Here is a 12,989-nt window from a genome sequence, read left to right on the forward strand (position 1 = left end):
ACGACTAACATTGGCACTACTTTTCCGAGAGCCGTTTAGACGCACCAATTGCATATATCGCCGAGCGAACTTGAAGCATCGGGTCTTCGCTGGGCGCGAACCCATCCGACAGTATGAGGGGATCAAAGTTTAGATCATCGCATTCGCCATCTGCTTCACTCATGACCTCTTTCACGGTGAGCCTGGCAGCGTTGATCTGCTGATGTGGTCCCGTCCAAGGTTTTGATGGATCAGAAATGTTGTCATCAGCATTGGCAATCGTGACAATCATGTCCCAGGATACGGATCCAATCGACAAGTTCTGCTGCATGTTCTCGAAGAAAAAGTCTTTCTTGGGCGCAAGAAGTACCGAGTGTGCACCTGACGGGATAAATGACCAACGTATGGCAGTCCGTTTCCCATCATCGCCTACCAGATAAAAACTATTCACGCTGTTGTAAGTGGCACCCTCATACGAAGTAAGTTCCTGACCTCGGTTCTTGTGGTGAGCCTTGTAGGCTCTGAACTCCGGGCTGTTTGAGGCGAAGTGTGCAACTGCTTCATTGCCTTCAGTCAGAGCCCTCAACAGGTCCAGAAACTCTTCAGCCGTAGGAACTGGAAAGAAGTCTTCTGTGTTCATATTCATTATGTGAACATCACCAGAGTTCGTTGTGAGCTCAAAGGCCAGACCGTAGTGCCCAGGTTTGTTATCTGCAGCGTCGTTGTTTCCACCTTTGTGAGACACGCGGCCTATCACAGTCGAAGTTTCTCGGAAGATTGGGCTGGAAGAATAGTTCAATATCTGCTGACCTGAGACTGAAAACTCTCCTGTGAAACAAAATCCCTTGGTGTGGTTTCTGCGTTTGCCTTCTGTGATCCCGAACAGGTTTTCGAACACTGGTATTGCGCGCTCTGCTGTTTCGAATGGATCTGCGGCCACAAGCACATTTGGCAGGGCCATGGCGACAACTGCTAGTGTGGGTAAAATTCGTGCCATAGTCTTTGACCTTTCAGCAAAATTTACAAAGGTTGATGGTGCCACCTGTCTCGTTTCCGCTTTGCGCGGTACGGTTGGCATGAGGCGTCAGAGCTAAATCTGAAAACGTACTGCGGAGTGACGAGGCGGCGGTTGCGCCGCCTCGCATCTGTTTAGTCGACGCGACCAGGCAAGCTCAGATCACCTGATGCAATGTCAAACACATTTTCAACGCACACATGAGGAGCGTGGAAATCGGCGTCCACACGCAGGGCTGTGGTTACACCGTCGTATTGCACTCCCTTAAGTGCACCGGCGTCAGAGTTTGCGAGCACTGCGTTGATCGTGATGGTTGGACCATCGAACACAGGAGTGAAGCCTGGGCTATCGAGATAGAACGGAACACCCGGCCAAGTTGCTGGCATTACAGGGCTTTCACCCTCCGCAACATCCCGAACGGAAAGAGCGCCAGGACCACATTCCTCATTGGGGGTCAAAACCACCCAGTGGCTGTGCCAATGACCACCGTCGTTGCCAGTGTCGCCGTCAACGTTTTCGTCGAAAAGAGGAGTGTCGTCGAAGTCCGGGTGATTGGTTGCTGCAAGAGCGAGAATTCCAGTTCCTTCTCCGAACCCTACTGCTGACGGATCAAGCGATGTTGGCCAGACATATGCCCAGATCGCTGACCCAGGGGCGCCGTTTCCGGTCGCTTCCGGGGTGGTTTCACCTGCGTGTCCTGCTGTGGACATCGTGAATGTTGCATAACGTCCATTCAGTTCAACTTCCGCTGCGACGATGTCGAAGTCGGCAACTTTAGTGGAGTCGACGTCGGATATGATCCCGTGATCACCGCCGGCAAACGCAACACTTGCGATTGAGACGGAAACACTAAGGGCAAGAGCGAGATTTTTCATGAGACTTCCTCATTTCAGTTAGTAGCGAGTCGCTACTTATTTGAGGCAAGATGAGTCTGCAAGATTAAATTTCGAGTCGAAACTTAATGAAGCCCAAACAATGCTTGCCTCTCGGTTTCTCGCGTCAAAAGTTTTGAAAAAAAGCCGGGTTTTCTGATGTTTGAGATATGACCGTGTTAACTACCGCACATCAGCTCTGCGTAGATGATCAACTGACACTAACCACTGATTGGTTCGAGCAGGAAATACGTGCACCACATACGGTCGGCAGGCAGTAATTCACACAACCCAGGCAAGAAGGTTCCCGGAACTACGCGGTGAATCTGAGGCTGCCGCGCACTTCGACTTGACACGGTGGCCCGAACTGGTTCAGCTTCCGGTCATGACGTACACACGCATCCACTGCCAACGAATATCGACCTGAGGTCGATAACCCACGCGAAATCCGTGGGAGGCAGCATTGGTATGCGGGCGAGGCTTATATCCTTGTAATTGCTCCAGATTAGAGTGCACGAGTCGGTTCGATTCCGACGCCTCCTACCATCCCCTGGAGGAGTCCGACATGGCGGACGATGTTACGAACACAATTGACTTCAACGATATCGAGCAATCTGTCGAACGGAGCCTCGGCCGCACGCCCGAAGGCTGGTCCGGCTTGGCCACAAAGCTCTTCACAGAGGTTAAGGGATACTGCGAACTGAGGGATGCCACCTACCCCTTCATCCTCCAGATCAAAGAGAAATTCGGCGAACTCCGCATCTATCATCGTAGTGATGATCGACTCATCCAGTCGATGATCGCTGCGACGATTGCGCGAGCAAATCGTACCTGTGAGCGATGCTCAAACGCTGCCGAGACCCAGCTGTTGGACGGCTGGTACACGACCCTGTGTTGTTGGTGCGCGCATGATGTCGCGCGCAAACGCCATCCTGAACGGAAGAGGCTTTTTGGTGTTCGGAAAAAGCCAGTTCGGGATCGAATGACCTGCTCAGTTTGTGGCTATTTCGGTCAGATCGACCGAACGGATGATCGCGGTCGTTGCGCTGCTTGTGTAGCGAAAGGCTGGTGAACGATGCTTAAAATCGTTGTCTACGTGAATGAGAACGAAGTCGCACGGGCACATGCTGGAAACGTCAGCGATGACACCGATGGTCTCAGCGACTACGAAGTGCGCGTGAATGAGCGAGAGTCCGAGCAGTTCGGTATCGAAGAGAAAGCAGTACGCTTCGTTATCTCGCAGCATAATCGCGAGCAGACGGTGTGGACACTCGTTGAGAAGATCGCTGCCATGTGGCTGGAGAAGACCGGTGCGCGAGAGCCCCGCACCAAGGCTGATGAGGTGACGCGCGCATTCCTGAAGCTGAAAAAGACCAAGTTTCTCGCCGGACAAGCATCGCTGTCTGATCCGATCAGCAGCGCAGAGGAGTTCGACGCGCTCATTGCTGACCTAGAGATTGATCCACTGACCCGAGCTCTTTTAGCACTGCAAGAAGCGGCGTTGGCATTGGGCCAGGCAAAGCTGTCTGGTCCGATTTCCGCAGATGAAATCAGAGCGCGCAAGGTAGATGAAGAAGGCAACGAATTGCTTTCACAGATTCGGGCGAGCATTCGCGAGCTGGATGAGCGCATCGCTAAAGAGGAGAATGGCGATGACCAGGACGAACACACAGATCCAGCCCTCGACGCCTTCCTTGAGCTTTTGGAGAAAGACATCGCTGCTGGAAACCTCGTTGGAGACCTAGCCGAGCACGTTGAAAAGCACAGACGTCGATCAGGTTATAACGATGACCAAGACAATTGAGCCAGTTTGCTCGAAAACTGAAGATCCGAGGCTCCTGAAGATGACGATTGCGGTTCACGACAGTGAAAGCAGTGTTGTGGTCCCAATCTCGCCTGCCGATTTCGAAGGTATCGAAGATCTGACGGACGAAGAAATCAGGCGTGTTGTTCATGAGAAAGCTGACGCGCTGGCGCAGCTGAAGGATGGGTAATGTGAAACCGGTTGTCGACTGGAATGACATCCATACAAGCGTACAGAAAGCCCTTGGAGAGCATCGTGTGGGTTGGGCTGATCAGCTCGCACTAGAGTTGGAAGATGTGAAGCGCAGTGTTGCGCAACACCCCGATGTCTTTGGGGATGAGTTGCCGGTGATCGTACAGATCAAGCAAAAACTGGGAGGCCTTCGTGTCTACACACGAGAATGCAATCGAAACATCTTCGACGAGCTGGAGACGCGTGTCGAAAAGATCGAGAAGACGTGTGAGAGATGCGGAAATTCTGCCGAAATCCAAAACGTCAGGGGATATTTAGTCACCCTTTGCTGCTGGTGCGACAACCGCTACCTCGAAGATCGATTTGAAGGCGCTGAGGCGATGTGGCCAACGGATCTTGAGCTCAACATAGCAGATCGCTTTCCAGACCTGGTGAGCGCTGATACTGCCTCACTATGGCCAAGCATTGGTCCGGGTAGGCTGGTCTTGCTTGGCCGGTTCCTCACAGAGGCGGAGCATCTGGTTCGAGAGACCTCTGAGACACCGATTCAAGTGCAGATATCGGATGTGACGACGGGCTCAGACGGTTCAATCCAGATCATCTTCCGTCGGTACGATCAATGCCTGGATCTCCCGCTCAAACGTCTCGTACTGGACAGCAAGCGCACATGTGCAAGATGTGGTCATGTGGGGGATATCGTACGGAAGAAGAACAAGGCAACTGCCCTGTGCGCGCACTGTCAGGAGCAAGGCGATTGGAATCCCTTCGATGAGTGATGAGCTTTCCGATGAAGAGATCTTTGGACGTCCGTTGGAGTCCATCCCCCTGGATGACCTGATTGATGAGCTGAAAGCACGTCTGAAAAAGGATTCAGATGCATGGCCGGCACTTTTGACGACTGTACAAGAACACATCGTGGACGCTGCTCCAGCTGATGGACCAGCAGAATGGACAGACATCTGGATTAAAGAGAATAAGTGGCCAAAAATGACCGAAAAAGACAAAATCACAGAAGGATCTGGTAGCGTCTATCAAGACCTTGGACTCCCGGAACCAACCGTCAGCCACCTATTCTGCGACTTAAGGATCGTCGCCCTCCAAGACAGCTTTTACCCGATTGAGATCGCGGTTTTGAGGGTGATCGATGACAAGCCACACATTTGGGGTTCGCCCATTTACCCAGCCCGATCATGGCCACAACAGGTTCTGGATGCGTCTCCAATCGACCTGTCCACGGCTCCGGCCGCTGTGGAAGTAGCAAACCAAACACTCGATCTCATCGAGTTCTGTGAAGCCGGAAGGATCTACTCGGATTCTTCAGCAACCTCAGGATTGTTGGAGCGTCTATTAGCCGAAGCAAAGGTTGGGCATCTACACAAAGTCGACGTACTTCGTGCGGACCAAATCATGCAAGATGAAGCATCTCGTCGAGCGATGAAACAGCAGCTGAAGGTTCACAAGCGGATATCTGACGATCCGCGCGATGAGGTGAAGCGGTTGTGGACCATCTACCAAGCAGCGAAGGCCTCAAAGGCCAGAGATGAGCTGTGACTATTGCGGGCGATGCCTAGCGAAGATAGTCACGCAAGAGGTTTTCCTATCTGCAATCGTCCTCGCAGCATTAGTCTTACTTTGGCTATGAATCTTGAGCCTGGATACTACTCAGCCTCTTTTTCAATTTCAGAAACCAATTTGGTCAAAGTAAGCCCCAGTGCGCCACTGAGAAGTTGTAGGGTTCCGAGTGTTGGTTGGTGGTGCCCGGATTCCAGAAGTGAAATGTACTGCATGCTTCGGTTAGCCCGGGTGGCGAGCTCTTGTTGCGATAGCTTCTTGGCGAGTCTGTGGCGACGCAAAACTCTGGAAAATGCTGCTAGTAATTGGTCTTCTGGTGCGTTCGCCATGTTTTGACAAATCGCCCACGCAACGCTAGTCGTCTATACAGTATACTTTGAATCTCAGAGTAAATTCCAACTGCACCAAGGTTTGGCAATAAAGCGGGGGCCGTTAAATGGCGGAAAGAGTTCATCTGACAGAAACCCAGATGATTGAAATACTGAACAGACTGGAGATGCGCTTCTTGGAGCGACTGTCTCTCGACAAAGAACACAAGACTTTTGTCAAACCGAGCATTGCTTCAGGTGAAAAACCGACTCGAACCAGCGGAAGGCCTAGGTCTCAATACGTTGCGCAATTGCATCTATCGATTTTGGAAGAAGATGCGGCTTGGTTCAAAATGACCGCACAAGCCAACAACCTCCAGTACGGTAAGTTCTTCACCCATTTACGCCAAATTTTCGAGCAACACGGTTAGGTTGGTAGTGGAAGAAGGTCATATGCCGAACAGCTTAATGCTCCGCACAGGCACGGAAGTATAAAAGATTATTAAATTCAAATACTTAATGGGATTTGTCAAAGACAACCATGCCACAATCTAGGGCTGCGATGATTGAGGTCGCCGCCCCAGATGGCAGTGCGGTGTCTCGCTTCGTCTAGTTCACCAGCCCCACTCTCCAATCCATGCCCAAGTATTCTGAGCCAAAAGGCGGGCTTATCGACTCAGAGTCAGTCCGCTCATCGACCGTCCGATCTTCCAATTAACCGTTCATTCAATATGCGCTCTAACTGACAGATGGCCGTAGTATTGGGAGCGCATGATGGCTCAGACCACACAGCAACCTGAAATCTGGACGCAGGCTGCGACCTATAGTAGGCGTGGCGGGCAACCTTAAAATGTTTAATGCGACATCTGGTTTAAGGCCAAGCTCTGCTAATTCCACCGAACCGGGAGCAAGTTACACTTTGTCTAGCCGCACTGAAAAAGACGCTGAAACACAGCGTCCGACTACGCTGACTGCAATGGCAGTCGATGTGCTCTCCACGGCGGATGGTCGCGCAAAAACAGCCAAATCACGAGCCTACGCTTCTGTTTGGAAAACTGCGCGGACTACGGGTGAAGTCATTGAACTCGGGCGTTCTATTCCACCAGATCATCCTGCTCGCCCGCAGCACCCGGAGTTGCTTAGTCCCCGCGACGTACCAAAGCGCAAGCCAGGATCTCCAGCAGGGAGAATAGCGCTGCTGCATGCCGTCGCTCATATCGAACTCAATGCAGTCGATCTGCACTGGGATATTATCTCACGCTTCGCCCACGTACCGATGCCGATGGGATTTTATGACGACTGGGTGAAAGCTGCAGACGACGAAGCAAAACACTTCAATCTGATATGTGATTGCCTGGAAAGGATGGGAAGCTATTACGGAGCCCTGCCCGCTCATGATGGAATGTGGCGCGCGGCAACAGATACTGCAAACGACCTACAAGGGCGGTTAGCTATCGTTCCAATGGTATTGGAGGCACGAGGGCTAGATGTAACGCCAGGAATGATAGAAATTTTCGAGAAAGCCGGCGAGACCGCGGCTGTTGAAAGCCTCAAAACCATCTACAGCGAGGAAGTCAGCCACGTGGCGTATGGGGCGAAATGGTTTAACTTCGGCTGTGGCAGGGAAAACAATGATCCAAAAGAAGTATTCCATGCGCTAGTGAAGCACTATTTCAAAGGAGGTTTGAAGCCGCCGTTCAACGAAGAAAAACGCGCAGATGCCGGATTGCCACCTGATTTTTATTGGCCGCTCGTTGAGGAGCTTCCACCTTATGTTCGCTGAGTATGTTGGCATTTGCCCGCGCCACTGAAGCGTTTTGCTTGCGGACCTCGTACTTCAAGTAGTCACCTGCGCGCCTATTCACGAGGCGGCAGTTCCGGCGCACCGACGGCGAAACCGCTTCGGCAAGCGGGATTTCGTCCAAGCAAAGCAGAAGAATTGCCGAAGCCAAACCCGTTTCTCTTCCCGTTTGCCGCTTCTGTCCTGGATTCAATCAAGATTGGAACTCAAGTGCATGGAACTTTTGAACGGGTTTTAAGGCGAAAAAGTTCCATAATGCGCGTGGAACTTTTTGAAGTGGAAGTTTTTCGGCTCCATGCATTGAGTGTTTCAAGGCGATTTCGCTGATCGATACGAAAAAAAATCGGTTTTGGTTGGTATAACAAATCTCTGTGCGGGCGCGAAAACGCGGATCCGAAGGACGTTTTTCACCAGCTTGTCCGCCGCTATTTCCACGGCGTTCTGAAACCTCCGTTTAACGAGGAAAAGCGCGCCGAAGCCGGATTGCCACCAGATTTCTACTGGCCACTGACCGAAGACCTGCCAGCCCCCGGACAGTCGCAATAAGCCCGCTCAAGTTGACGTTATCGGCAATTTCCCGCCGAGAATGGGCCGGAATGCCCTGCTACGTAGGGTAAACTGGTTAACAAACTTGCCCAAATCCGATGCGCCCTCTATGCAATTCGCCCAAGGGACGGCTATCACTCACGACCGGTCCCGAATTTTGGGGATGAGAGGGAAGACGCGTGCGAACACGTCTGGCAATAAAACTACACTCACTACTCGAACGGCATTTCCCGGAGCGCCGGGTTTTCTTGAAATCTGACAACGACACGCGGTTCATCCGGCTCAGCTCGGAAACGCAGATTGTCGCCGTCGCCGGTGTTGCGGTGATCGTCGGATGGACGGCGGTTGCCACGGCGATCCTGCTGATGGACAGCATCGGGTCGGGTAATTTCCGGGAACAGGCGAAACGCGATCAGGCGACCTATCAGGAGCGCCTGAACATTCTGTCCGCAGAACGCGACGTCCGGGCGCAGGAGGCGCTGGCAGCGCAGGACAGGTTCAACGCGGCGCTGGAACAGATTTCGGCCATGCAATCCGAATTGCTGGCCTCGGAAAACCGCCGCCGAGAACTGGAAACCGGGATCGAAGTCATCCAGACCACTCTGCGCGCAACGATGAAGCAGCGCGAAGAGGCCCGCACCGAGCTGGCCGAAATGCAGCACGGTCCGGAGGTTGATGGCGTCTACATGGCGGCCCTGTCCGACCCCGAGCAGATGAATTTCATGACCCAGGCGCTGACCCGCACCGCGCAGGAGCGCGACAAGATTGCGGCGGACGCCAAGCATGCCCTGGATCAGCGGGACGAGCTGGAACTGGAAATCCAGCTGATGCAGGAACGCAGCGACGAGATTTTCCGCCAGCTGGAAGAGGCGATGGTGATCTCGGTCGAGCCGCTGGACAAGATGTTCCGTCAGGCCGGTATGCCCACCGACCGCATCATCGAAGAGGTCCGGCGCGGATATAGCGGTATGGGCGGTCCGCTGACCCCTTTATCCTTCAGCACACGCGGTGAGGAACTGACCCCCGACCAGATCCGCGCGAACACGCTGTTGCAGCAAATGGACCAGCTGAATCTGTATCGCATCGCGGCCGAAAAGGCCCCGTTCGCCAGCCCGGTGAACTCGGTCGTGCGTTTCACCAGCGGTTTCGGAACCCGCCGCGACCCCAAGACCGGTGGCCGCCGCATGCATAACGGTGCAGATTTCGCCGGCGCGCACGGGACGGACATCCTTGCAACCGCCGATGGTGTTGTCACTCATGCCGGCTGGCAGTCCGGGTTCGGCCGGCTGGTCAAGATCCGCCACGCCTTCGGGATTGAGACACTTTACGCTCATAACACCAAGATCCGGGTCAAGGTTGGCCAAAGGGTCTCGCGCGGGGATCATATTGCTGATATGGGTAGCACCGGACGGTCTACCGGCACGCATCTGCACTATGAGGTGCGTGTAAACGGAAAACCTGTAAACCCAATGACTTACATCAAGGCTGCGAGAAATGTTTTCTAAGAGCAAAATCAACGAACCCGCATCCAATGCGCCCGAGACGGCTAAACCTGCCGCTCCGGCCACACCAGCGGCCCCTGCACCAACCGAAACCAAAGCCAGCACGGCCCCCAAGCCCAAGCCGCCGGCATCGGTTCTGTCCTCGGACCTGCACATCACCGGCAACCTGAAGACGTCTGGCGACATTCAGGTCGAAGGCACGGTCGAAGGCGACATCCGCGCGCATCTGCTGACCATTGGCGAGACCGCGACCATTAAGGGCGAAGTCACTGCCGATGACGTCGTGATCAACGGCCGCATCGTTGGCCGGGTGCGTGGCCTGAAGGTGCGCCTGACCTCGACCGCACGCGTCGAAGGCGACATCATCCACAAGACCATCGCCATCGAAAGCGGTGCGCATTTCGAAGGTTCGGTGCAGCGTCAGGACGACCCGCTGAACCCGGGCCGCAGCGGCAAATCGGGCGCCAACCCGGCCGCCGAAGTCAAGCAGTAACACTGACCGGCAACGAATTGGTGGAACGCCGCGGGCCCCCCGCGGCGTTTTTCGTTTGGCGATGCCGTGGCCCCGGAAATTCCGGTTTCCTGCTGTCGGGGCTCCGTATAAGCTTTTTGGATGTTGTTCTTTTTTGCCATCCTGCTGTTGATCGCGGGCTTGTTTGTTTATCACCACTGGTCCCGGTCCCAATCCCGGCAGAAGCTTTTGGCCACGCCTCTGACGGAACAGCAGCGGATCATCATTGAACGGCAGGTGCCGTTGGTTCGCCGGCTTCCTGCCAATCTGCGCACCAAACTCGACGGCAAGGTGAACCTTTTTCTGGATCAGGTCCGCTTTCACGGCTGCGACGGTCTGGACGTCACGGATGAGATGCGGCTTGCCATTGCGGCACAGGCCTGTCTGCTGGTCGTCAACAGTGACCTCTGGTACGACCACCTGACGACGATCCTGATCTACCCGACGGCGTTCAAATCACGGCAGCGCAGGCAGGATGGCTATGTCGTCAGCGAAAAGGAAATCGTGCGCACCGGTGAAAGCTGGGATCGCGGCCCGGTGATCCTGTCATGGTCGCACAGCAGGCAGGGGGCGATGAATGACAGGGATGGGCAGAACGTCGTTCTGCACGAGTTCGCCCACCAGATCGACGATTTGTCCGGCGGGACAAACGGCGTCCCGATCCTGAGTGACGGGCAGAGTTTCGCCGAGTGGGAACACGTCTTTCTGACCGCCTATGACGCCCATGTCCGCGCCGTTGAAAGCGGCCGCCACACTCTCATCGACGCTTATGGCGCGGTGGGTCATGAAGAGTTCTTTGCCGTCTCCGTCGAGGTCTTTTTCGAACAGCCCCGAGAACTGAAAGCCGAGGTGCCGGACGTTTATGATCAACTGGCCAAACTGTTTCGGCTGGACCCGGCTTCGTGGACGGGCCCTCGCCTCTGAGGCCGTGCTCTGCACTGCGCCGCACAACCACCGCCCCGGTGTCCATTTCGCAAAATCCGTTTTTGCCTTACACTGAAACCCATTGTTTTCAGGAGGGCATTTCATGTTTCAAAAACTTTTGGCTGAATTCTTCGGCACGTTCTGGCTGGTACTGGGGGGCTGTGGCAGCGCGGTTCTGGCGGCGGGCGTTGCGGATGTCGGTATTGGCTGGCTGGGCGTTTCCTTTGCCTTCGGCCTGACCGTGCTGACAATGGCCTATGCGGTCGGGCATATCTCGGGCGGGCATTTCAACCCGGCTGTCAGCCTTGGCCTGATGATCGGCGGCAGGTTCCCGGCAAAGGACCTTGTCCCTTACTGGATCGCGCAGGTGATCGGAGCCATTGCCGCCGCGGCCGTCCTGTATCTGATCGTTAGCGGCGCACCGGGGTTCGAGGGCGTTGGTGGGTTTGCTTCGAACGGCTATGGCGACGCCTCACCCGGGGGCTATTCGATGACCTCCGCTTTGGTGACCGAGATCGTGATGACCGCGTTCTTCATCGTGGTCATTTTGGGCGCAACCTCGAACTGGGCTCCGGACGGGTTTGCTCCGATCGCCATCGGTCTGTGCCTGACGCTGATCCACCTGATCTCGATCCCGGTGACAAACACATCGGTCAATCCGGCGCGGTCGACTGGTGTGGCCCTGTTTGCCGATGGTCCGGCACTTGCACAGCTCTGGCTGTTCTGGATTGCCCCGCTGATCGGTGCCGCCATCGGGGCGCTGATCTGGGCGGCTATGGGCGACGACTAGGCCCACAAATATTCAAAAAGTGCCCCGGCGTCATTCGGCGCCGGGGCTGTGTCTTACTCGGTCACTGTGACCTTTTTCATAACATCGGGCTGGCCGATCACAGCGCCATTGGGGCCTTCGCCCCGCTTGATCGCATCGACCACATCCATCCCATCGGTCACCTGACCGACCACAGTGTATTGCCCGTTCAGGAAGGGGCCCGGTTCGAACATGATGAAGAACTGCGAATTGGCACTGTTGGGGTCCTGCGCCCGCGCCATGCCGAGGACACCGCGATCATAGTTGTAGTCCGAAAATTCGGCAGGCAGATCCGGCCGGTCCGACCCGCCGGTTCCGGCCCGGCGCAGATCACTGCCCATCCGACCATGTTCGACATCGCCGGTCTGAGCCATGAACCCGTCAATCACGCGGTGAAAAACAACGCCGTCATATTTGCCTTCAGCGGCCAAGGCACTGATTTGTTCGACATGTTTCGGGGCAAGGTCCTCGAACAGATCAACGGTGACGGTGCCGTTGGCCCCCTCACCCTCGATCTCGATCTCAAGGCCCGTGGCCAGCGCGGGGCTGGCCAGCAGAGCGAATGCGGCGGCCAGCTTATGCATCGGCTGCAACCTTCACGCTGATCATGCGGTCGGGGTTCGCTGGCGGCTCGCCGCGTACAATGGCGTCCACATGCTCCATCCCGTCGATGACGCGACCGTAAACGGTATACTGGCCGTTCAGAAAGTGGTTGTCCTTGAAATTGATGAAGAACTGCGAGTTCGCGGAATCCGGATTCTGCGACCGGGCAGCGCCCAGCGTGCCGCGATCATGGGGCAGCTTGGAAAACTCGGCCGGTACGTTCGGCAGCGACGAACCGCCTGTGCCCGCCATGCGCAGGTTGAACCCGTCTTCCATATCACCGTGCTGCACATCACCTGTCTGAGCCATGAACCCGTCGATCACTCGGTGAAAGGCCACGTTGTCATATTCACCACTGCGCGCCAGCTCTTTCATCCGCGCACTGTGCTGCGGGGCCACGTCCGGCAACAATTCGATGATGACATTGCCACCTTTCAGTTCGATGATGATTGTGTTTTCGGGATCCTTGATCTCGGCCATGAGGCCCTCCTGTCGATTTGTCTTGCGCAAATACCTATGCGCCGGGCGCGTGAATGCCAAGTGACGCATTGA

General features: G+C 55.1%; 16 protein-coding genes, 1 tRNA gene and 1 pseudogene. 13 read left to right on the forward strand and 5 right to left on the reverse strand.

Annotation, left to right across the window (positions count from 1 at the left end; all coding sequences use genetic code 11):
* Window positions 1-16 precede the first annotated feature (16 nt).
* Both ACR0D8_RS08100 and ACR0D8_RS08105 read right to left on the reverse strand, forming a co-directional pair.
* Window positions 17-976 carry a catalase gene (locus ACR0D8_RS08100; protein ID WP_480645672.1) on the reverse strand — a complete coding sequence of 320 codons (960 nt, stop codon included), beginning with the start codon at window positions 974-976 and terminating at the stop codon, window positions 17-19.
* Window positions 977-1,128: 152 nt separating this feature from the next.
* Window positions 1,129-1,869 carry a hypothetical protein gene (locus tag ACR0D8_RS08105; protein WP_480645673.1) on the reverse strand — a complete coding sequence of 247 codons (741 nt, stop codon included), beginning with the start codon at window positions 1,867-1,869 and terminating at the stop codon, window positions 1,129-1,131.
* A gap of 449 nt (window positions 1,870-2,318) precedes the next feature.
* Between ACR0D8_RS08105 and ACR0D8_RS08110 the strand changes: the two genes are divergently transcribed.
* From ACR0D8_RS08110 to ACR0D8_RS08135, 6 genes are all read left to right on the forward strand, one after another.
* A tRNA-OTHER gene (locus ACR0D8_RS08110) sits at window positions 2,319-2,412 on the forward strand.
* 19 nt (window positions 2,413-2,431) lie between these two features.
* The gene (locus tag ACR0D8_RS08115) at window positions 2,432-2,938 is read left to right on the forward strand and encodes a hypothetical protein (RefSeq protein ID WP_480645674.1); all 507 of its coding nucleotides are present in this window, start codon (window positions 2,432-2,434) and stop codon (window positions 2,936-2,938) included.
* Window positions 2,939-2,941: 3 nt separating this feature from the next.
* Entirely contained in the window at window positions 2,942-3,670 is a 729-nt protein-coding gene (locus tag ACR0D8_RS08120; RefSeq protein ID WP_480645675.1) for a hypothetical protein, read from the forward strand.
* Window positions 3,654-3,860 (forward strand): hypothetical protein, encoded by a 207-nt coding sequence (locus tag ACR0D8_RS08125; RefSeq protein WP_480645676.1) that lies wholly within the window; start codon window positions 3,654-3,656, stop codon window positions 3,858-3,860. Before ACR0D8_RS08120 ends, ACR0D8_RS08125 begins: the two co-directional genes overlap by 17 nt.
* Window position 3,861: 1 nt before the next feature.
* A complete protein-coding gene (locus ACR0D8_RS08130) occupies window positions 3,862-4,638 on the forward strand; it encodes a hypothetical protein (protein ID WP_480645677.1) in 777 nt (258 codons plus the stop codon).
* A complete protein-coding gene (locus tag ACR0D8_RS08135) occupies window positions 4,631-5,413 on the forward strand; it encodes a hypothetical protein (protein WP_480645678.1) in 783 nt (260 codons plus the stop codon). The genes ACR0D8_RS08130 and ACR0D8_RS08135 overlap by 8 nt, the downstream gene beginning before the upstream one ends.
* Window positions 5,414-5,520: 107 nt before the next feature.
* On the opposite strand, the gene ACR0D8_RS08140 is transcribed toward ACR0D8_RS08135, so the two are convergent.
* The gene (locus tag ACR0D8_RS08140; protein WP_480645679.1) at window positions 5,521-5,763 is read right to left on the reverse strand and encodes a helix-turn-helix domain-containing protein; all 243 of its coding nucleotides are present in this window, start codon (window positions 5,761-5,763) and stop codon (window positions 5,521-5,523) included.
* Between the two features lie 107 nt (window positions 5,764-5,870).
* Between ACR0D8_RS08140 and ACR0D8_RS08145 the strand changes: the two genes are divergently transcribed.
* The 7 genes and pseudogenes from ACR0D8_RS08145 to aqpZ all read left to right on the forward strand — a co-directional run bounded on the left by ACR0D8_RS08145 (window position 5,871) and on the right by aqpZ (window position 11,816).
* Complete coding sequence (locus tag ACR0D8_RS08145) at window positions 5,871-6,173, forward strand: hypothetical protein (protein ID WP_170492029.1); 303 nt, start codon at window positions 5,871-5,873, stop codon at window positions 6,171-6,173.
* 545 nt (window positions 6,174-6,718) lie between these two features.
* Complete coding sequence (locus ACR0D8_RS08150) at window positions 6,719-7,525, forward strand: ferritin-like domain-containing protein (RefSeq protein ID WP_480646380.1); 807 nt, start codon at window positions 6,719-6,721, stop codon at window positions 7,523-7,525.
* 363 nt (window positions 7,526-7,888) lie between these two features.
* Window positions 7,889-8,089 (forward strand): annotated as a pseudogene (locus tag ACR0D8_RS08155) (DUF455 family protein); the annotation flags it as partial.
* 179 nt (window positions 8,090-8,268) lie between these two features.
* Window positions 8,269-9,594, forward strand: coding sequence for a DUF5930 domain-containing protein (locus ACR0D8_RS08160; RefSeq protein WP_480645680.1), 1,326 nt, complete (start codon window positions 8,269-8,271; stop codon window positions 9,592-9,594).
* Window positions 9,584-10,084, forward strand: a complete 501-nt coding sequence (locus tag ACR0D8_RS08165) for a bactofilin family protein (protein ID WP_475161657.1) — start codon at window positions 9,584-9,586, stop codon at window positions 10,082-10,084. Before ACR0D8_RS08160 ends, ACR0D8_RS08165 begins: the two co-directional genes overlap by 11 nt.
* Window positions 10,085-10,204: 120 nt before the next feature.
* Window positions 10,205-11,026, forward strand: a complete 822-nt coding sequence (locus ACR0D8_RS08170) for a M90 family metallopeptidase (RefSeq protein ID WP_480645681.1) — start codon at window positions 10,205-10,207, stop codon at window positions 11,024-11,026.
* Window positions 11,027-11,129: 103 nt separating this feature from the next.
* Window positions 11,130-11,816, forward strand: coding sequence for an aquaporin Z (gene aqpZ, locus ACR0D8_RS08175; protein WP_480645682.1), 687 nt, complete (start codon window positions 11,130-11,132; stop codon window positions 11,814-11,816).
* A gap of 53 nt (window positions 11,817-11,869) precedes the next feature.
* Here aqpZ and ACR0D8_RS08180 read toward each other — a convergent pair whose 3' ends face one another.
* Together ACR0D8_RS08180 and ACR0D8_RS08185 are read right to left on the reverse strand one after the other, a co-directional pair.
* Window positions 11,870-12,418: a peptidylprolyl isomerase gene (locus ACR0D8_RS08180; protein ID WP_475161664.1), complete on the reverse strand. Its 549-nt coding sequence runs from the start codon at window positions 12,416-12,418 to the stop codon at window positions 11,870-11,872.
* Complete coding sequence (locus ACR0D8_RS08185) at window positions 12,411-12,917, reverse strand: peptidylprolyl isomerase (protein WP_480645683.1); 507 nt, start codon at window positions 12,915-12,917, stop codon at window positions 12,411-12,413. The genes ACR0D8_RS08180 and ACR0D8_RS08185 overlap by 8 nt, the downstream gene beginning before the upstream one ends.
* Window positions 12,918-12,989 lie beyond the last annotated feature (72 nt).

It is taken from the genome of Ruegeria sp. BG10, from assembly GCF_056538575.1.

Excerpts from the sequence above, each read along its gene's own strand:
- ACR0D8_RS08165 (WP_475161657.1), top strand. The coding sequence starts at position 9,584 with ATGTTTTCTAAGAGCAAAATCAACGAACCCGCATCCAATGCGCCCGAG.
- ACR0D8_RS08145 (WP_170492029.1), top strand. The coding sequence starts at position 5,871 with ATGGCGGAAAGAGTTCATCTGACAGAAACCCAGATGATTGAAATACTG.
- ACR0D8_RS08140 (WP_480645679.1), bottom strand. The coding sequence starts at position 5,763 with ATGGCGAACGCACCAGAAGACCAATTACTAGCAGCATTTTCCAGAGTT.
- ACR0D8_RS08105 (WP_480645673.1), bottom strand. The coding sequence starts at position 1,869 with ATGAAAAATCTCGCTCTTGCCCTTAGTGTTTCCGTCTCAATCGCAAGT.
- ACR0D8_RS08185 (WP_480645683.1), bottom strand. The coding sequence starts at position 12,917 with ATGGCCGAGATCAAGGATCCCGAAAACACAATCATCATCGAACTGAAA.
- ACR0D8_RS08100 (WP_480645672.1), bottom strand. The coding sequence starts at position 976 with ATGGCACGAATTTTACCCACACTAGCAGTTGTCGCCATGGCCCTGCCA.
- ACR0D8_RS08180 (WP_475161664.1), bottom strand. The coding sequence starts at position 12,418 with ATGCATAAGCTGGCCGCCGCATTCGCTCTGCTGGCCAGCCCCGCGCTG.
- ACR0D8_RS08115 (WP_480645674.1), top strand. The coding sequence starts at position 2,432 with ATGGCGGACGATGTTACGAACACAATTGACTTCAACGATATCGAGCAA.
- ACR0D8_RS08170 (WP_480645681.1), top strand. The coding sequence starts at position 10,205 with ATGTTGTTCTTTTTTGCCATCCTGCTGTTGATCGCGGGCTTGTTTGTT.
- ACR0D8_RS08150 (WP_480646380.1), top strand. The coding sequence starts at position 6,719 with ATGGCAGTCGATGTGCTCTCCACGGCGGATGGTCGCGCAAAAACAGCC.
- ACR0D8_RS08120 (WP_480645675.1), top strand. The coding sequence starts at position 2,942 with ATGCTTAAAATCGTTGTCTACGTGAATGAGAACGAAGTCGCACGGGCA.
- ACR0D8_RS08135 (WP_480645678.1), top strand. The coding sequence starts at position 4,631 with ATGAGTGATGAGCTTTCCGATGAAGAGATCTTTGGACGTCCGTTGGAG.
- ACR0D8_RS08125 (WP_480645676.1), top strand. The coding sequence starts at position 3,654 with ATGACCAAGACAATTGAGCCAGTTTGCTCGAAAACTGAAGATCCGAGG.
- aqpZ (WP_480645682.1), top strand. The coding sequence starts at position 11,130 with ATGTTTCAAAAACTTTTGGCTGAATTCTTCGGCACGTTCTGGCTGGTA.